This is a genomic window from Desulfocapsa sulfexigens DSM 10523 (assembly GCF_000341395.1).
Classification (GTDB): Bacteria; Desulfobacterota; Desulfobulbia; order Desulfobulbales; family Desulfocapsaceae; genus Desulfocapsa; species Desulfocapsa sulfexigens.
In genome coordinates this window covers 3,276,184-3,295,571 of sequence record NC_020304.1, presented here as the reverse complement: position 1 = coordinate 3,295,571, position 19,388 = coordinate 3,276,184, and the positions used below count along the sequence as shown (strand labels likewise).

At 44.5% G+C, this 19,388-nt stretch carries 15 protein-coding genes; 11 read left to right on the top strand and 4 right to left on the bottom strand.

What is annotated here, in order from left to right; genetic code table 11:
* Window positions 1-149: 149 nt before the first annotated feature.
* A complete protein-coding gene (locus UWK_RS14715) occupies window positions 150-1,835 on the bottom strand; it encodes a prephenate dehydratase domain-containing protein (protein ID WP_015405181.1) in 1,686 nt (561 codons plus the stop codon).
* A gap of 100 nt (window positions 1,836-1,935) precedes the next feature.
* Between UWK_RS14715 and UWK_RS14710 the strand changes: the two genes are divergently transcribed.
* Window positions 1,936-4,899, top strand: coding sequence for a DEAD/DEAH box helicase (locus tag UWK_RS14710; protein ID WP_015405180.1), 2,964 nt, complete (start codon window positions 1,936-1,938; stop codon window positions 4,897-4,899).
* 68 nt (window positions 4,900-4,967) lie between these two features.
* Here UWK_RS14710 and UWK_RS14705 read toward each other — a convergent pair whose 3' ends face one another.
* Window positions 4,968-5,420 carry an SH3 domain-containing protein gene (locus tag UWK_RS14705; protein WP_015405179.1) on the bottom strand — a complete coding sequence of 151 codons (453 nt, stop codon included), beginning with the start codon at window positions 5,418-5,420 and terminating at the stop codon, window positions 4,968-4,970.
* A gap of 351 nt (window positions 5,421-5,771) precedes the next feature.
* Here UWK_RS14705 and UWK_RS14700 point away from each other — a divergent pair, with 351 nt between their 5' ends.
* Complete coding sequence (locus tag UWK_RS14700; RefSeq protein WP_167320758.1) at window positions 5,772-6,434, top strand: tetratricopeptide repeat protein; 663 nt, start codon at window positions 5,772-5,774, stop codon at window positions 6,432-6,434.
* Between the two features lie 14 nt (window positions 6,435-6,448).
* On the opposite strand, the gene UWK_RS18720 is transcribed toward UWK_RS14700, so the two are convergent.
* Both UWK_RS18720 and UWK_RS14690 read right to left on the bottom strand, forming a co-directional pair.
* Window positions 6,449-8,269: a PAS domain-containing sensor histidine kinase gene (locus UWK_RS18720; protein ID WP_015405176.1), complete on the bottom strand. Its 1,821-nt coding sequence runs from the start codon at window positions 8,267-8,269 to the stop codon at window positions 6,449-6,451.
* A 44-nt stretch (window positions 8,270-8,313) separates the two neighbouring features.
* Window positions 8,314-9,378, bottom strand: a complete 1,065-nt coding sequence (locus UWK_RS14690; RefSeq protein ID WP_015405175.1) for a hybrid sensor histidine kinase/response regulator — start codon at window positions 9,376-9,378, stop codon at window positions 8,314-8,316.
* A gap of 234 nt (window positions 9,379-9,612) precedes the next feature.
* On the opposite strand from UWK_RS14690, the gene UWK_RS14685 reads away from it, so the two are divergent.
* From UWK_RS14685 to UWK_RS14645, 9 genes are read left to right on the top strand one after another with little or no spacing between them, the layout of a single operon-like run.
* Window positions 9,613-10,608: a cobalt-precorrin 5A hydrolase gene (locus tag UWK_RS14685; protein WP_015405174.1), complete on the top strand. Its 996-nt coding sequence runs from the start codon at window positions 9,613-9,615 to the stop codon at window positions 10,606-10,608.
* Window positions 10,554-11,348, top strand: a complete 795-nt coding sequence (cobJ, locus tag UWK_RS14680; RefSeq protein WP_015405173.1) for a precorrin-3B C(17)-methyltransferase — start codon at window positions 10,554-10,556, stop codon at window positions 11,346-11,348. The genes UWK_RS14685 and cobJ overlap by 55 nt, the downstream gene beginning before the upstream one ends.
* 2 nt (window positions 11,349-11,350) lie before the next feature.
* Window positions 11,351-11,956: a histidine phosphatase family protein gene (locus tag UWK_RS14675; RefSeq protein ID WP_015405172.1), complete on the top strand. Its 606-nt coding sequence runs from the start codon at window positions 11,351-11,353 to the stop codon at window positions 11,954-11,956.
* Entirely contained in the window at window positions 11,944-12,513 is a 570-nt protein-coding gene (cobU, locus tag UWK_RS14670) for a bifunctional adenosylcobinamide kinase/adenosylcobinamide-phosphate guanylyltransferase (RefSeq protein WP_015405171.1), read from the top strand. The genes UWK_RS14675 and cobU overlap by 13 nt, the downstream gene beginning before the upstream one ends.
* 24 nt (window positions 12,514-12,537) lie before the next feature.
* Window positions 12,538-13,602 (top strand): nicotinate-nucleotide--dimethylbenzimidazole phosphoribosyltransferase, encoded by a 1,065-nt coding sequence (gene cobT, locus UWK_RS14665; protein ID WP_015405170.1) that lies wholly within the window; start codon window positions 12,538-12,540, stop codon window positions 13,600-13,602.
* A complete protein-coding gene (gene cobS, locus UWK_RS14660) occupies window positions 13,583-14,419 on the top strand; it encodes an adenosylcobinamide-GDP ribazoletransferase (RefSeq protein WP_153304907.1) in 837 nt (278 codons plus the stop codon). Before cobT ends, cobS begins: the two co-directional genes overlap by 20 nt.
* Window positions 14,420-14,425: 6 nt before the next feature.
* A complete protein-coding gene (locus tag UWK_RS14655) occupies window positions 14,426-16,999 on the top strand; it encodes a cobyric acid synthase (RefSeq protein ID WP_015405168.1) in 2,574 nt (857 codons plus the stop codon).
* 8 nt (window positions 17,000-17,007) lie between these two features.
* Window positions 17,008-18,012: an adenosylcobinamide-phosphate synthase CbiB gene (gene cbiB, locus UWK_RS14650; protein WP_015405167.1), complete on the top strand. Its 1,005-nt coding sequence runs from the start codon at window positions 17,008-17,010 to the stop codon at window positions 18,010-18,012.
* Window positions 18,009-19,373 (top strand): cobyrinate a,c-diamide synthase, encoded by a 1,365-nt coding sequence (locus UWK_RS14645; protein ID WP_015405166.1) that lies wholly within the window; start codon window positions 18,009-18,011, stop codon window positions 19,371-19,373. Before cbiB ends, UWK_RS14645 begins: the two co-directional genes overlap by 4 nt.
* Window positions 19,374-19,388 lie beyond the last annotated feature (15 nt).

Below are 19,388 nucleotides of genomic sequence, written 5' to 3'. Positions count from 1 at the left end.
GTGATGGACCTCAACCACCTCCCCGTGATCCTATAAAAGCATAAAAAAGCAACCAGCTGAGGAGTATTATCAGCAGCATGATAGTATTACCAGGACCTCTCTTCGGTTGACGGGACACCTCGTCTTTTTCGGGATTATGCTCCATACAATTACCTGGCAGCCTTTGTTAGGACAGAATCAACGGCCCTTGAACGTTTCATATGTTCAGCTAAAAACTCAGGAGAGAGGTGGGAGCGACTGCTCTCTATGATCTCACAGAGTTCGGCTATTTTCTGATCTTCGGCCATGGCAACAATCTGAAGCAGATTTTCTGCAAAGCTCCGCACTATTTTTCGTCCATCTCCACCGGTTGCCATTATTTCAGCATAGGTTCTTGGATTCTGGTTATGAATTCTTGCCATGGCAAGAATGCCATAGAGAGAAGTAAGAGTGGAGTGGGTTCCAATATCGGAGCAGGCTATTGCGTGCTGTTTAAGGGTCATTGCAAGTGCTGTGGATATGGTGGTTGGTAGTTTCTGACCTACCCCCATGAGTAAATCATGTTGAGTCGGGCTGTCTTGAGAAATATCCGCCCCATGTTTATAGAGAAAAGCTTCAAATTCAGAACAGAACGATCCGCTACGAGGGGTTCGCACCACTGTGGCATTTTTGTCCTTCATGCTTTGTGCCTGCGGACCCCATAAATTATGAACCAGCATAAGCTCAACACCTTGGCTTGTGCACTCCTCAGCTGCCTTGAGCGTTTGTTCAGACTCACCAGCAAGTAAAAGCAGGGCTTGACCATCCTTCAGGAGCGGTCCGTACTGCTGGATGGTCGCAACGGTTACAGAGATGGGAACACAGATAATTACTACATCCACATCTGGAATCATCTCTTCAGGAGACAGAATAGTTGATCGCCCCGTTAGAAAAGTTCTGTAGCCTTCATTTTCAAGGCGATCTGCAAACCATTCACTCATGGCTCCAGTACCGATAAACCCGAAAGTATTAATCTTCTTGACCCGCATATCAACGCGGGGAAACGAGCCAAGGAGGCGAAGACTATCCTCTTCCTGAATGACTTCTTCCTCTACTGTTTTTAACGCTTTCTGAAGAGATTCGTTTCCTATGTGCCCTTCTATTTCGAGATAGATTTGGAGCTTCTGGGTTTTGATATCATTTTCTGAACGAAGGTCAAGGATGTTGATTCCACGGCTAGTGAATTCTCCAAGAATATCAACGAGCATACCAACCCGATCTTTCAAAGGGCGGGTGATAACAGCAGTGGCATCGTATCCTGTCGACCCACTGAGGTTTTCACCAAGAATGGCGAAACGGGTACGGTTATGAGCAGCAATTTCTCGATCGCGTATTTCAAAGCCGTGCTCAAGCAGTAATTCTTCAGAATCAACGATACCAAAGTCAAGGCGGTTATTGTCCTTGATATCTTTCATAGCAACAGCAATGTCCGGAACGGACATGAGGGTGGCATCTGGATAGTGCTCGCTGATGTAATCTTCACATTGTTTGAAGACAGAACCACGGCCAATAATATTTGCAGGTGAAAAGGATGCATTTTCCTGTTTCAGACAACCAAAGGAAAGATGGATGGGAAGAACAAGGTTATCAATCCAATACCCGGAAGATAAGAGCTCCTGAAGGCGGAAATATTCTTTAATCTCACCTTCACGAGTGTTATAGATTGGGACAAAGGCGAAGTCCACCTCTTCCTTTAGAAAGGCATTGATTATGTCCGGGATACGGTTATAAAGTAGAAGCTCAGCGTCAGGAGAGTATTGACGTGCCGCTCTGTAACCATCTGAACCATGTGGTCCTAATGTTGCTATTCTGATCATTGGCTATTGACTGAAAAAAGTAATATGAAAGTATTCAATTTATTCCTATCTTCGGAAAATAGGCACTCTACCTTGTTTAGGCAAGCTATCCCATAGAAAAATGCCTGATTCATCATCAATCACTTCGTTGCGGAATATTTCTGAATATCTGCAGGCATTAAAAAACTCACCCAAATATGGACCTCAGGTAGTATGTCACAAAACTTTTCCAGAGCAAAAGGGCGCATATATACCATTCCCAACTACCCTGCCTGATATACTTACGAGTTGTCTCCTGCAACAGGGTATAGAAAAACTCTACAGCCACCAGGGAAAAGCCTATAAAGAGATACGCAATGGCAAAAATGTTTTTGCCGCAACTCCGACATCATCTGGGAAAAGTCTGATTTACAACCTTCCGGTACTTGAAAGTATTTACAGAGACAGATCGACAAAAGCACTTTATCTCTTCCCACTTAAGGCTTTAGCCCAGGACCAACTCAGGGTGCTTCAGAAGTTTGATGAAATTTTTTATTCAGATAAGCAAAAAAACACTCATACGCTTGCAGCACTTTATGACGGCGATACTTCTGCCCGGCAACGAAAAAAAATCAGAACATGTCCTCCAGATATCCTTATCAGTAACCCTGACATGCTTCACCTTTCGATGCTTCCCTATCATTCAAGCTGGGCACCATTTTTTAAAGAATTAAAATATATTGTTATTGATGAGGTGCATATTTACAGAGGAGTTTTTGGTGCTCATATGTCCTGGGTTTTACGTAGACTTCAGAGAATTCTTGAATTGTACGGAGCTCGTCCGACTTTTATTCTCCTCTCTGCAACCATCGGGAACCCTGAACAATTTGCTGAAAAACTCATTGGACAGCAGGTTGTAAGTATTGTTGCCAGCAGTGCTCCAAGATCGAAACGGAATATGCTTTTCCTAAACCCTTGGAACAGTGCTGCTCATACTGTGAGCCAGTTGCTGGAAGCCTCTTTAAAAAGAGGACTGCGAACTATTGTTTACACCGGGTCTCGAAAAATGGCTGAGCTTATAACAATGTGGACCAAACCAAATCTTGGCAAGCTAGGTTCCAAATTAAGCTCCTACCGTTCGGGTTTTCTCCCTGAGGAAAGGCGGTTAATTGAAAGAGATCTCAATTCCGGAAAGCTGCTTGGAGTGATATCGACTTCAGCCCTGGAACTTGGGATTGATATTGGTGATCTTGATCTTTGTATTCTTGCAGGGTATCCGGGGTCTGTTATGGCAACCTGGCAACGGGGTGGACGTGTAGGACGTGGAAGAAAAGAATCTGCCATTATTCTGGTGGCCCAGGAAGATGCACTTGATCAGTATTACATGCAGAACCATGAAGATTTTTTTTCAAGGACAATGGAATCAGCGATTATTAATCCTTTTAATTCGCAAATAATGGAGCAGCACCTCCATTGTGCAGCAGCCGAAGTGTCTATTCACAAAAATGAACTTGCTGTTTTCCCATTGATTATAAAGAAAGCTGTGAAAGAATTGACATCGCAGGGGATTTTGCTCCAGAGCAGTGACGGCAAAGAGTTCTTTGCTACGAGAAAATATCCCCAGCGTCAGGTGAGCCTTCGGGGAAGCGGCAGACAACTGCAGATTATACGGGAAGACAATGGTGAGGTGCTGGGAGAAATCGATTCCGGTCGTGCGTTTAAGGAATGTCACCCAGGCGCTGTGTATCTCCATTCCTCGATCACTTGGCTGGTTCATACATGTGATATTGAAAACAGTGAAATTGTGGTCTCTCCATTCAGAGAAAATTATCATACAAGACCGGTGAGCCAAAAACACACAGAAATCTTAAAAGTTATTGATCAAAAGGAAGAGCCTGGATATCGGGTGAGTCTTGGGAAGCTTATTGTCCGTGAAAAAGTTACCGGGTACCAAAAACGCAATAACCGAAACAATAAATTGATGGGTTCTATCCAACTGGATCTTCCGGAACAGTCTCTGGAGACAGTTGGTCTCTGGCTTGAAATACCCGAATCCACCAAATTGGAAATAGAGGAGCAACAACTCCATTTTATGGGTGCTATACACGCTCTTGAACATGCAATGATAGGAATGTTTCCTCTTCTGGTGCTCTGTGACAGGTACGATATCGGTGGTATCTCCTGTCCAGCACATCATCAGACCAGTGAAGCTGTGGTTTTTATTTATGATGGTTATCCCGGAGGAATGGGATTGTGCAATGAGGCTTTTTTTCGGATTGAGGAACTTCTGGAACAAACCGCAAAAACAATCAGGAACTGCGCCTGTGAAAATGGTTGCCCATCCTGTGTCCATTCACCCAAATGTGGTTCCGGCAACAGACCCATCGATAAGAAGGCTTGCAATGCTCTTATAACGCTTCTCCTGAATCCAGGATGGAACCGCCATGTACAGGAAAGCTTCAAAAAAAGTATGATGACTGATCAGGAACCTCGCATGGAGATCATTCGTCCTGGTACTTTTCCTGATTTGCCCCTTTCCGTCCTTCCGACCCACTATGGTGTTTTTGACTTGGAAACAAAATACTCAGCTGCCGAGGTCGGTGGCTGGCACAAAGCGCATAAAATGGGCATTTCAGTTGCTGTGGTTTATGATTCCCTGCTTGATCATTGCGTGACCTATATGGAACATGAGACGGATAAACTGGTGGAACATTTATTTGCGCTTGATTTGGTTGTTGGATTTAATAATCGCCGTTTCGATAATGCTGTCCTGAGTGCATATAGTGATAAGGATTTGAATAAAATGGTGATGCTCGATCTCCTGGAGGTGGTAAAAAAACAACTTGGTTATCGCCTGAGCCTTGATAGACTTGCTAAATTTACACTTGGAAAGGAAAAGTCAGGAGATGGTCTGCAGGCACTGCAATGGTACAAGGATGGGGAGATGGAAAAAATAATCCAATACTGCAAAAATGATGTGGTCATCACCAGGGAGTTATTATTGTATGGTTTGGAACATGGCTTTTTCCTGTTTCAGAACAAGGCTGGAAAAATAGTCCGGCTACCACTTGATCTTGAAGGGAAAATACTCAGAAAAGACGGGTGATATGAAAGAGAGTGCGATTCTTCTTATTTGAGAACCGCACTGATGTAGATGATCTTCAGGAAAAAAAATCAGGGCCAGAGGAGAGGACTGTATATCCATCCGGTTGCACCTTGAGAGTGACTTACTTTAACCCACTTTCCCTCAGATGCTATTTTCTTGAGAACAACACCACGATCAACGGTTGCAACAATCGATGCGGAAGTGTTTGGTTGTGATCGCATATTAATAGATTTTTTTCCATTTACAATAACCGTGGAAGCTGGTTCAACAAGGGACCCATAGATCCATCCGGTGTCATTTTCAAAGTCAGTTATTTTCAACCAGTCACCATTTTTCTCAATTACTTTCAATGGATAGCCTTGAAATAATTCCATGGAAACCGGGAAGGTTGTTCCAGGGCCACTTCTCACATTGACATTATCCTTTTTGACACTGACATTTTGGGCAAAACAGAGAGTGGGAAGGAGGATCAGAGTTAAGGGGATGATAGCAAATCGACATAGACGAGCAGGGAAATTCATAACAATCCTAATGGGTAAATATGGTTATTGTAATTATCTTTACAAACATTGCTGATTTTATCTATACTAAAAAAACGTTTTTAGTTCCACTGCTTTTTGATCTCAAAGAATACAGATCCAAGCTTTTACGAAGTTACGTTAGTTGTAAAATGCTTGTTGTTAGATGATTTTTTGGTGGAGTCAGTAGCCAACAGTACACCCTGAGATTTTTTGTCAATCAAGAGTAAAGGAGTATCTTTAGCAATGCAGGGTCTTCTTAGCCTATTTCAAAAAGTTCGTCTTATATTTTTTGCCCTTCTCCTGGCACTATCCCTCAGTTTCAACGCCTCTGGGGGTGAACCCCTGATGTCAATGGCTCAGAGGTTTTATTATGGCTATGGTACTCCTCAAAATTTCCAAAAAGCCTTCAGTTTGTACCTTAAAGCTGCAGAGCAGGGAGATGTTGATGCCATGTTTATTGTTGGTGGCATGTATATGAAGGGGCAGGGGACTGTTGTGAATACTGCTGAGGCTTTCAGGTGGCTCTATAATGCTGCTATTAATGGACGCAGTTCCAAAGAATCCGAAAGAATATTAGCCGAGTTTTTTGTGACCGGTAAAAATGTTCCTCAAAACTACGAAGAAGCCTTACACTGGTATGAGCTTGCTGCCAATGGTGGTGACTTTGAGGCCCAAAGTGAACTTGGCTATTTATACTTCACTGGGAAGGTTGGCGAAAAGGATTACAAAAAGGCGGCTCACTGGTTCGAGCTTGCAGCCAGAAATGATTATCCACTCGCCCAGTACAATATGGGAATCCTCTGGTATACCGGAAATGGTGTTGATACCGTTGATATGATAAAGGCTTATGCCTGGTTTAGTCTTGCTGCTGCTAATGGCTATGGCAGCGGGGTGGTTGCGGAAAATTTTCTTAAGACTGTGCTTTCAGATAAAGAACTCAAGGATGCCCAGGAAGCCTCAATGGAAATCTATCGAGAAATAAAAAGCCTGAATCAAGGAGCTGTGACGAATTAAAGTCACAATCGAGTTTAACCTATAGATGGTGATATCGGCAGGAGGAAACTGAAGAGTACCAGGTCATTATCCCCGTTTTTCGCCCATATAACACCGCCATGGTCCTCTACGATCTGCCTGGATATGGCGAGTCCAAGCCCGGTGCCGCCTGCACCTGTACTGGTGGTACTTGATTGAATAAACTTATCAAAGATTGTGTCCAGTTCATCGTTAGGAATAGGAGCTCCATGGTTGGATATGGTTATTTGTTGATTCAATGTACTTGCTTGACTGGTGATTTCTATACACTGCACAGAGATCACACTGTTTGTATGGCTGAATTTAATGGCGTTTGAGAGGAGATTACGGACAACTTGAGAGATTTTATCTTTATCGCAAAAAGCCGCAACCTGCCCACGACTGCATTCTATATTGATTTCCAACCCTTTTTCTGTCGCACTGGCTTTAATTTCTCTTACGATTTGATGAATTCTTGGCAAGAGGTCGCAGGTCTGCGGATTATAGCGCATCTTTCCAACCTCTAGCTTTGAAAAATCGAGGATATTGTTGAGCAGCCCCATGAGCCTGGATCCTGATTCGTGGATAATGGTAAAGTACTCCTTTATTTTGTCACGAGGCAGGGTGTCATGGCGCTTGATGCCAAGTCTTGCATACCCGAGGATACCATTCATCGGGGTACGAAGTTCATGGGACATATTCGCAAGAAATTCTGATTTTGCTCGATTGGCAGCGGAGGTTGCTGCCAAAGCTTCAACTTGTGGGGTGATATCACGAATGGTAGCGATAACTACAGAGTCCTCGCCCCATAGAGTTTTCCTCAGGTTCACCTGGACGGTTGAAAGTTTTGGGTTGTCACCCTTTTCGGTGAGCCATTGGAACTCCTGATCCTCTCCTGATAGAACCTTTCTCCAAATTTCCTGAAGGTTGAGCTTTCCGTTGGTTCTTGATTCAAAACTTTTCTTAATATCAAATCGTAGGGCATCCTGGCGGCTAATATGAAACATCTTCAATAGAGTTTCATTGCTGTCTACAACTTTACCATCCAGGTTAAAAATAAAAATACCATCGTGTGCTGAATTATAAATGTCCTGTAACTTTTTTCGACTAATCGCGATCTTTTTAGCAGTTTGTTTGCGTACTTTGATTTCTTCCGTCAACTGGATGTTGAGTTTTTTAAGCTCCAGGGTGTTTTTTTCTATGACAAAAGTATTTATCAACGAAAGCCAGAAATGTTTGTTCCAGATTTTTGCCTGAATAAGATTGAAAATTAAAAAAAAACTGATGGCAATACCAATGGGAATTGTCACTTTATTCTGGATATAGAATTCAACAATGATGGTAGGAACAAGAAGAGCGCAAAGATAGAAGTAGGAGAGAAACTTCCAGATACAGTAACTTACCATTGCCCCCCCACCAATACCTGCAAGGAGAATTATTATAAGGGAGACGGAAAGGGTATTGTGATAAAAGAAAACGCTGGTTGCGGAAAAACTTCCCCAGACAATACCGGTAAAGATATTTGACAAGAAAAAAACTGATATCCAAGCAGGATTGAAACCTACTGAAACCTTAGTGAAATAGATAATCGCAAAAACCCGAAACAATGTTGCAATAGCTAGAATGCCTCCTAAGAGAAAAAAGAGGGAAGGGTGGTCCGAAGAATAATCGGTTGCAAAACCGCCAACGAGCAAGGACAGGGGGACAATAAAGGCACCTGCAATATTTCTGTTTTTAAGATCAACTATTGCCTGGTTGAGAATTGCTAAAATCTCTCTGTTGCTGAACTTCTCATCCAGTGTCTCAAGGTGTCGTTCTAGTTCCTGTTCAAAAAACATTCATTCAGGCTCCGGACTGCATTTGTGAGACAGAGAAAAGGTGTTCATTCTCCTGCCGTGGATAAAGGAAAGGAAAATCTGAATTCGGCCCCTTCACCAGGGACGCTATTAACATCAAGACTGCCCTGATGGAGGCACATGATTTCTTTTGCAATTGCAAGGCTCAGAGCAGTTCCCTGACCGTGATGTTCTATCTGGGGTGAATAAAATTCATCAAAAATTTTTTCCTGACATTCAAGAGCTATCCCTGGCCCAGAATCTATAACATTAATAGTTGCAAGTTGATCGTCAGTGCTTGCTGTCAGTAAGACAGTGGCATTATTTGGAGAGTATTTGACAGCATTCTCAACCACCGCGTTGAGTGCGGCCTGGAATAATTTCCAGTCAATTTCAAGGTCGAAATCAGCTTTGCAGTCAATTCTTGTCATACATTTGGTATCGGGAAGTGCATTAACCTGTTGAGAGAAATCACGTAGATATTGTCGTACAGATCGACTCTCTGGGTAAAGTACCCCATTGTTTCTGAGGCTGGAAAGAAGAAGGATCTTACGAACCAGATCATGGATACGTTCGCCGGAAATTTTAATCAGCTTTGCGTATTCGGCTACTTTCTCAGATATGGATGGGGTGTCAAGAATAAGCTGGCTACCGAGAAGAATGCCATTGAGCGGTGTTTTTGTTTCATGGGAAAACAGTTGCAGGATTGTAGTTTTGAGCGCATCTATCTCTTCAGTTTTTTTTAATTTGGAAAAAACTTTTAATTTTGCGAGCAATTCATCATCAACAAAGGGTTTTGTGATATAGTCATCGGCCCCCGCTTCATAGCCCTTGAGCCGTTCTTCAATCATGGCTTTGCCACTGACCATAAGAACTTTAGCCAAGCTATGCCTTGTATCTTTTTTTATTTCTCTGCATACTTCATAGCCATTCATCACAGGCATCATGATATCAAGAATAATTATGTCGGGGGAATATTCATCAAGCAAAGCCAGGGCATCCTTTCCATTACCAACAGATCTGTATTGAAACTCTTTTTCATACTCAAGGATTTCTTCAATCAGCCTGACATTAATGAGTTCATCATCAACAATGAGAACTTTGGTAGCCATATAAAACCTCATGAATGTAAGAAGACGAGTATTAAACGTCAGTATTTGTAGGGCAGGTGTCGTAGTGAATGTCTGTGTCATCTTATAGGTAATCTGCCGGAATGTAAAATGTTTCTTGCATTCTATGCTCCATTTCCTCTTTTACGTGCAGCTTGCAATACTCCTTTCCATATGCTAGTTTCCCTTTCTTTTGCATCGGTCGTTTATAACAGAATCCAAACTATTCGATAATCTGTGAAAATAGCAATCTTAGGACTCACCACAGGGGGGAAACTCCTTGCAGAAAAAATCAGTTCATTTTTTGAAGATTCGTTTGTCGACAAGAGAGATCTTCCTGTTTTTAAGAAACTCTCTGGCCTGTGGCAGCAGAATGTCGATGCAATTGTCTGCATCATGGCTACCGGAATTGTTGTTCGTGGGCTAGCTTCTCTTTGTAGCAACAAAAAAACTGATCCCTGTGTGCTGGTGCTTGATGAAAATGGACAATTTGTTATCAGCCTCCTTTCAGGACATCTTGGAGGTGGAAATCTGCTGGCAAGAGAGCTGGCAGATTTTCTTGGTGGACAGGCAGTTATCACCACAGCTTCCGATGTGACCGGACATACATCGCTTGATTTATGGGCTGAAAAGAACGGTCTTGGCGTGGATGATTCCTGTAAGCTCACCGAGAAATCGGCAAAACTTATTAACAGAGGGATGCTTACTCTGTTCACTGAGTTAGAGCTTGAGGCCCTTCCTCATGATTTGACAAGGGTGGAGAATCCGGAATTAGCAGATATAATTATTTCCGACACAGTATATCCAGGGCATTCTGCATTGATTCTCAGTCCGTGTGCTTTAAGTGTCGGCCTTGGTTGTAACAGAGGGACGCCAGCTAAGGCCTTTGAAGTAGCTGTCACTGAACTTTTTTATGACAGCAGTTTGAACCTGCAGTCGATTAGGAATTTTGCCTCAATTGATTTGAAGAGTGATGAGGAGGGTTTGCTTCAATATGCCAGTAAAATGGGGAGACCAATACGATTTTACACCAAAGAAGAGTTGAACCGCGTGGATACGGTTTCCTCCTCCGCAATTGTTTTGGCAGCGACCGGTGCCAAAGGTGTCGCCGAACCTGCTGCTGTTCTGGCTGCAGGCTGCACACCTTATCTCGGTAAATTAATAATTAGGAAAAGAAAATGGAAGGATGTAACAGTGGCAGTCGCCATGAAACAAACCCTGATTGTGGCCTGATTTCCGTAGTTGGAACCGGTATCGGTAGTGCCGATAATATGACACCTCAGGCAGTTAGAGCTCTGACTGAAGCTGATGTGATTATTGGATATAAAACCTATCTTGATCTGATTCCAGAACTACTGGAAGGAAAGGAAGTTATTTCATCGGCGATGATGCAGGAAGTGGATCGCTGCAGCAACTCTTTTGATCTGGCCGAAAGCGGTAAGCGGGTGGTTCTTGTTTCTGGTGGAGACCCGGGTATTTATGCCATGGCCGGGCTGGTACTTGAGATAGCTGCTAAACGGGACAGCAGGGTTGCAATTGACATCATACCAGGGATTGCCGCTGTGAACGGGTGTGCTGCCCGCCTTGGAGCTCCTTTGATGCACGACTTTGCTGCCATCAGCCTTTCTGACCTGCTGACCCCTTGGGAAGTTATTGTAAAAAGGCTTGATGCCGCAGCCAGTGCCGATTTTGTTATCGCACTCTATAATCCAAAATCTAAGAAACGAACCGAACATATCATACAGGCCCGTGATATAGTGTTGTCCTATCGTGCCAAAGAAACTCCAGTTGGCATTGTGACCGCTGCAAGCAGAGAAAATGAAGTGATACGCCTGACTACCCTTGATGGTATGCTTGAAGAAGAAATCAATATGCAGTCTACTGTTATCATTGGGAACTCGACCACCTTTTCCTGGAATGGGTATATGATTACCCCCAGAGGATACCGAGACAAATACACCCTGGCTAAGTAAGAATGAAAAAACAACTCATCCTTATTCGTCACGGTATGACCGGTATTTCGGGAAAATATGTCGGATCCAGTGATGTGCCACTTTCAGCAGACGGCTGTAGACAGATCATGGAGCTGAGAACAAAAATTCCTGATATTGCCGTATCTGCAATTATCGCAAGTCCAATGTTGAGATGCCGACAGAGTTGTGACCTGCTTTTCCCAGAACATCCGGTGATATATAAAAAAGATTTACGTGAGGTGGATTTCGGCAGATGGGAGAAACGGAGCTTTTCTGAGATAGCAGCAATGGATCCTGGGTATGTTGAGCAATGGGCCGAGGCATCTGACTCTTTCTGTTTTCCAGGTGGGGAATGTCTCAAACATTTTGTTCAACGGGTTCAAGATGTTGGGGACTACATTGCTTCGTTATCTGAAGATACGGTCATAGTTGTAGCTCATGGTGGTGTTATTCGTACCCTGTTGTGTTATTTTCTGAAAATTGATCCATCACATTATATTCTCTTTAAAATTGCCAAGGGAACATACACAACCCTTGAGCTTTTTCCCGAGGGAGCTGTGCTTACCGGTTTGAACCGTGGAGTTGATAAAGACAGATGGCTAAATTAATCCTTGTTACCGGTGGTGCCAGGAGTGGTAAGAGCGACTATGCTTTAAGCCGTGCCGAAACTCTTGGTGGTAAACATTATTTTCTTGCCACCTGTCCTGTTGTTGACTCAGAGATGGATGAGCGGATTGCTCGTCACAGGGCTGATCGTCAGGGGAGGGGCTGGCTGACCATAGAGGAAGAAATCCATATCGAACCCACTATTATGTCCCTGGAACCTGATTCTGTCTGCCTGGTCGACTGTTTGACTCTTTGGGTTAACAATTTAATGTATGTTGCTGAAAAATCGAATCAGAAGTTTGGCGAAGATGCGATGGGTGACAGGGTTACAGATTTTATTCGGGCAGCTGAAATTTTCAAAGGAACCCTGATTTGTGTCAGTAATGAAGTCGGAATGGGGGTGGTTCCGGACAATGTTCTTGGACGACGATATCGAGATTTGGTGGGACGAACCAACAGGTTGATTGCCGCCGCAGCGGATGAAGTAATACTGGTGAGTTGCGGTCTGCCAATATGTATCAAGAATGAATCCACTAATCACCCTATAATTATTCAATAATCAAAAACTAGCGAGATATACTTTATGGGTCTGCTGAAGAGAACACTGCAAAATATTTATCCTCAGGATAGCGATTCCCGAGATCGTGCAAAAGAACGTCTGGACCAGCTTGCCCTGCCACATTGGGCCCTTGGGGATCTTATGGATTTGAGTATGGATCTTGCCGGGATCACCCGTTCTATAGATCCTCCAGTGGCACGAAAAGCAATAGTTACTATGGCAGGAGACCATGGTGTGGTCGCTGAAGGTGTGAGCAAGTTTCCACAGGAGGTGACTCCTCAGATGGTCTATAACTTTGTTAACGGTGGAGCAGGAATTAATGCTCTGGCACGACAGGCAGGAGCCGAAGTTATTGTCGTTGATATGGGAGTGGCCGCCGATTTAAAACAACTGGCTGCGGAGGGTAAAATTATCAACAAGAAGGTAGGGCTTGGCACCGATAATATTGCCAAAGGCCCTGCAATGAGTCTCGCCATGGCAACACGTTCGGTGGAGGCTGGGATTGATATTGCAAATGATCTTGCCGACCGCATTGATCTCTTTGGAACCGGTGATATGGGTATTGGTAATACAACACCGTCAACTGCTATAGCAGCAGTGATAACCGGAAAACCCCTGGCAGAACTTACCGGCCGTGGCACAGGTCTTGATGATGAGCAGCTCGCTCATAAAATCAAAGTTCTCGAAACTATTTTAGAGTGCAATAAACCCGACCCAAAGGATGGCCTTGATATACTCGCCAAGGTGGGCGGCTTTGAAATCGGGGGACTTGCCGGTCTTATTATCGGAGCTGCCGCCCACAAAAAACCCGTTGTTGTAGATGGTTTTATCTCTTCAGCTGCTGCACTTATTGCCATTACCATTGAACCATTTGTCAGGGATTATATTATTTGTGCCCATCGTTCCATGGAACCGGGACATCGTGCAATGCAGGAGAAGCTGGGCTGCAGACCTCTTCTTGATCTTAATCTCCGTTTAGGTGAAGGGACAGGCGCTGCTCTTGCTATGAATCTGGTTGAAGCAGCAGTTGCAATTCTTACAGAAGTTGCAACATTTGAAGAGGCCGCCGTTGCCGAAGCCGATAAGTAAAATGGCAGCCGGGTCAACAGGAGAGTCTGATCAATTAGAAAATTCCATCATGCTCGCCTTGTCTCATCCTCTTGCGACCTTTCTCGCCGGGATTCGATTCCTCAGCATCATTCCAATCTCTTGGAATCAGGACAGAGATGGCCGTTTTTTCAGGGCGAGTTTGATCTGGTTTCCAGTTATTGGGCTACTGATAGGTGGGGTGACGGCAACGCTGGTCTCATTTTTTATCGGGATCCTTCCTGGATCTGTCAGTGCGTTTTTTGCCATTGTTCTACTGGCAGGCATTTCAGGATGTCTCCACCTCGATGGAGTGGCTGATAGTTTTGATGGACTTTTAAGTAGCCGTCCCCGAACTCGTGCACTCGAGATTATGCGGGACAGTCATATAGGTGCGATGGGTGTTATTGCCATCGTTTTTCTCTTACTGGGTAAATTTGCCGCTCTCTCAAGCCTTTCAACGGAGAATATACTGCAGGTGATAATTCTTATGCCCATGGCTGGGAGAACGGCAATTGTACTGACCATGTCCATATTGCCCTACGCACGACAGGAAGACGGGCTCGGCATGTTGTTTTATTCTTCTGAAACTCGTAAAGTGGCTGTGGTTGTGACAGCCTGTGTTCTGATGGTGAGTGCATTGATTTCCATTTACTCTCTTATACTTATGATCGTAACGATTATGCTCCCTGTGACCTTTTTTGCTTTCTGGTGTCACAAAAAACTTGGTGGGGCAACAGGAGACACTTTAGGTGCTGTGTGTGAACTCACCGAACTTTCGGTGGCCGTCGGGTTCTGTCTCTTACCAGGGCTGGGGTAGGCTGTCATGACAATAGATACGGAATATGGCCATGGTGGGAATATTCATGCGGCAGCAGAGGCCAGAGCCATAGCGATTGATGAGATGATCGATTTCAGTGCAAATATTAACCCATTTGGTGCCCCTGACTGGTTACGCGCCTGCATCAGCAGTAAACTCGATTCCATTCTTCACTATCCGGATCCGACCGCCTCTGTATTAAAAAAAGGTATATCACAACAGTACAAGGTACCCTGCGACACTATTCTGGTAGCCAATGGCAGTACCGAATTGCTCTACCAGTTACCACGGGTTCTGAGCTGCAAGAGAGTTGTCATTCCAGTACCCTGCTATATTGATTATGTAAAAGTAATGCAGCTTGCTGATATTGAAATCAAGCTGTTGCAGCTCAAGGAAGAAAACAATTTCAGCCTTGAGCTGAATCTCCTTGAAGAACTTTTGCTTCCTGAAGATCTGGTCATTATCGGCTCTCCAAATAACCCGACCGGGGTAACGGTTCAGAGTGACAAGCTTCTCCAGCTTGCCAGAAGCGCACCTCGGGTACTGTTCGTCATCGATGAGGCCTTTCTTGAATTTGTTGAGGGTGCAGAGAGCCTTGCTGGAAAAGCTGAAAATATTATTACCCTCCACTCCCTGACCAAGTTTTACGCCATACCTGGCCTGCGTCTCGGATTTGGCGTTTTTCCCGAACATATCATCAAAGCCCTGCAGAGAATTTTTCCACCCTGGTCCGTTAACTGCCTTGCCCAGGCCGTAGGGGAAAGGGCCATCATGGATCATGCATACCAGGAAAAGAGCAGGAAACTCTGTTTGCAGTTGAGAAAAGATCTACATGGTGATCTTGAATCTTTTCCAGACCTCTGTGTTTTTCCTGGTAGTGCAAACTACTTACTTATAAAGCTTCATTCGTCATACACTGTCCCAAAGCTTCAGGAGCATCTTTCTAAATACAATATACTCATTCGTGATTGTGCTAATTATCAGGGGCTTGGGCCACAGTTTTTTCGGATAGCTGTTCGTGATAAGGCTGACAATAAAGCCCTTTGCTCTGCTCTTTCGGCTTTTTTTCCATCGATGAAACGGGCAAGGAACAGAATAAAGCCTAAAACACCGGCAATAATGTTTCAGGGCACCTCTTCCAACGCTGGCAAATCGGTTCTCACAGCCGCACTTTGTCGTATCCTGCTTCAGGATGGTGTTCGGGTAGCGCCCTTCAAGGCACAAAACATGTCGCTGAATTCTTTTGTCACAGCAGATGGTCTTGAAATGGGAAGGGCCCAGGTCGTTCAGGCTCAGGCTGCACGTCTTGATCCTCATGTGCTGATGAACCCTGTCCTGCTAAAACCAAATTCAGATACCGGAAGCCAGATCATTGTAAGAGGTAAACCCTTGGGTAACATGTCCGTTATGGATTATGTGACCTATAAGAAGGAAGCCATGGATATCGTTTCCGCATGTTACGATGAACTTTCTGAAGAGTATGAGGCCATAATTCTTGAGGGAGCAGGATCTCCTGGGGAAGTAAATCTCAAAAAACATGATATCGTCAATATGAGAATGGCCCGTTACGCCGAGTCACCTGTTATTCTGGTTGGTGATATTGACAGGGGTGGGGTGTACGCTTCTTTTGTCGGCCATATGGAGGTGATGAGTCAATGGGAAAGACAATTGGTGGCAGGTTTTCTGGTGAACCGCTTTCGGGGTAACAGCGATCTTCTCCATGATGCCCATGAGTATGTCAAAAATCACACCGGCAAGGATGTTCTAGGAGTGATCCCCTATCTTCACAATCACGGAATCCCTGAGGAAGATTCAGTCTCCTTTAAGGAAGGGCTTTTTGATGCGATACGGCCTGAACATAATCATATCGAAATAGTGATTATAAGCCTGCCTCATATATCCAATTTTACCGATCTCGAGCCTTTTATTGCAGAGCCGGATGTTTATTTACGTGTCGTATCCCATCCAGACAAACTGGGAAATCCCGATGTTATCATTCTACCAGGATCAAAAAATGTGATTGGGGATCTTCAACACCTGCAGGCAAGCGGGATGGCATCCCAACTTCTTAAAAAGGCTGATGAGAGGTGCGAGATCATAGGAATCTGCGGAGGCTATCAGATGCTTGGCAAAAGCATTGAGGATCCCCACCGAATAGAGTCCCGACAGGAAAGAGTTGATGCTTTATCGCTTATTGATATGCATACCGTTCTGGCTGCTGAAAAAACCCTTACCAGAAAGCAGGGGACCCATCTGGCGTCGGGGCAACCAGTCATCGGCTATGAAATTCACCACGGTCTCACAGCAACGACAGCTCGGTCTCTGTTCTCGTATGATGATGGGTCAAGTTGCGGTACCCAGGGAGATACAGCTACTATCTGGGGGAGTTATCTCCATGGGATTTTTGACTCAGACCTTTTCCGACGCAGTTTCATTGATACTGTCAGGAAACGAAAGGGGATAGGAGCCTATCAGGGCCCACTGAGTAGCTACAACCTTGAGCCAGCATTTGACAGATTGGCTGATACGGTAAGAAGTGGCCTGGATATGGACCGGGTCTATCAGCTGTTAGGGCTTTGACTGAGTTGATGCCTGTTTTTGAATTTCAGCTTCTGGCAGCGGTTCTGCTTGATTTTCTTTTTGGAGATCCCAGATTTCTGCCTCACCCGGTGAGGCTGATCGGTTTTTTTTGTGTTACTTATGAAAGGATCTTTCGAAAAATGTTTTCTACTGAATTGCTTGCTGGATTTGCAGCTTTTGTCACTGTTCTTTTCCTGTCCCTCGCTTTGACTGCTGTTTTGCTTTTCTCCACCAACTATTATTCAGGCGTTCTGGCTCAGATCGTTGCAGTAATTCTTCTCTACAGTTCCATTGCAGCTCGTGACCTGGTGAGTCATAGTCGAACTGTGTATCATGCTCTTAAAGCCGATGAATCGCTTGATAGTGCAAGATCTGCAGTGGCTCAAATCGTAGGACGTGATACGTCAGCTCTTGATCGAAAAGGAATCATACGAGCCTGCGTGGAAACAGTTGCTGAAAATATGGTGGACGGGGTTACCGCACCCCTTTTTTATGCCGTTGTTTTTTCCCTTTTTTCTCCTCTTCTCCCTATAGAACCGCTATTTCTTGCAGTATTTGGAGCCATGGGATACAAGGCAGTGAATACCATGGACTCAATGTTTGGTTATAAGAATGAACGGTATCTATACTTTGGCAGGGTAGCGGCAAAATTTGATGATGCTGTAAACTGGGTGCCTGCCAGGCTAAGTGGTTTGATACTCGTCCCCGCTGCTTTTTTCCTGGGACTTGATTGGAAGGGTAGCTATAGAATTTTCACAAGAGACAGACTTGCTCATGCAAGCCCCAATGCAGGCCATACCGAAGCCACAGTAGCTGGGGCACTTGGTGTTGAACTTGGTGGTACTTCTATCTACTTTGGAAAAAAAATGATCAAACCAGCTATTGGTGAGAATAAGAGACCTGCCGAAGACAGGGACATTCTGAGAAGCAACAATCTTATACTCATTGGCTCATTACTCTTTCTCTCAACACTCCTTCTTATACGATTCTTTATCGTTCAGATTGTCCTATGAAAACATCCTCTGCATTTTTGACAGGTGGTACCGCAAGCGGTTCTGGCAAAACAACCCTGACCATAGGAATAATGGCAGCCTTGAAGGCAAGGGGATTGTCGGTTCAGCCATTCAAATGTGGTCCAGATTTCATAGATCCAAGTCTGCACAGAATGGTGACTGGAAAGATTTCCTCCAATCTTGATCTTAGAATGTGTGGCAGGGAGTTCTGCAGAGACACTTTCAACTTCCGCTTCAATGGAAATGACGTGGCTGTGGTGGAAGGTGTAATGGGGCTTTTCGATGGTGGAATTGCCTCCTCCGCTGCCCTTGCCAAGGAATTGGAACTTCCGGTGATTCTTATCGTTGATGCCAGTTCCGCTGCAGAGAGCGTGGCGGCCATTGTGAAAGGCTTTGAAAGCTTTTCACCTGATGTGGAAATTGCAGGAGTTATCTTTAATCGTGTTGGCTCCCCCAGGCATCGTGAACTTATCGAAAAGAGCATGGCAGGAATCTGTAAGGCTCAAATACTTGGGTTTTTTCCCCGGGATATTCGATTTGAAATACCCGATCGGCATCTCGGTCTCCATATGGGAGAGGAAAAGCCTTTGAATGAAGTGCAATTAAAGCAACTTGTTCTTGCCGTGGAAAAACATATTGATCTTGATCAGCTTCTACAAATTTCCAGGCGAACTCAAGCGGCAGAGCAAGAGATGTTCGTGGCCAACGCTTCAATTGCAAAGAATGTGCGTCTCGCCGTTGCACGAGATGAAGCGTTCTGTTTTTACTACGAGGATAACCTGAAGATGCTTGAAGCAGAAGGCGCTGAACTGGTCTTCTTCAGTCCTTTGTCAGATACTGCCCTGCCCGCCGACTGCAAGGGCATATACTTTGGCGGGGGATACCCTGAACTTCATGCTGAGAGGTTGAGTGAAAATCAGGCTATGCGCCAGGCTGTGAATGACTTTGCTCGATCAGGCGGGATCATTTATGGGGAATGTGGTGGTTTTATGTATCTTTGTGACCGGATAGAAACAACCGGACAACAGAGCCATACGATGTGCGGCATCTTTCCGTTTGCAGTACAGATGAAAACGAGACTTTCCCGTCTTGGATATCGTAAACCATGCCTGGTAGCTGACTGTTTTCTTGGTCGTAGGGGGCAGCATCTTCATGGGCATGAATTTCACTACTCGGAAATAGTAGGGAGCACCGTAGGGACGCCCACCTTATATCAAATAGATGCTGACATTGTTGAGGGGTATACCTTTAAGAATGTGATAGGTGGGTATCTCCATTTACATTTTGCCAGAAACAGGGAGCTTAGTAAGTCCTTTATAAGTGAACTGACGGGATCCCAGATCATTACAAAAACCACATAAACCTGAAAAACAGTT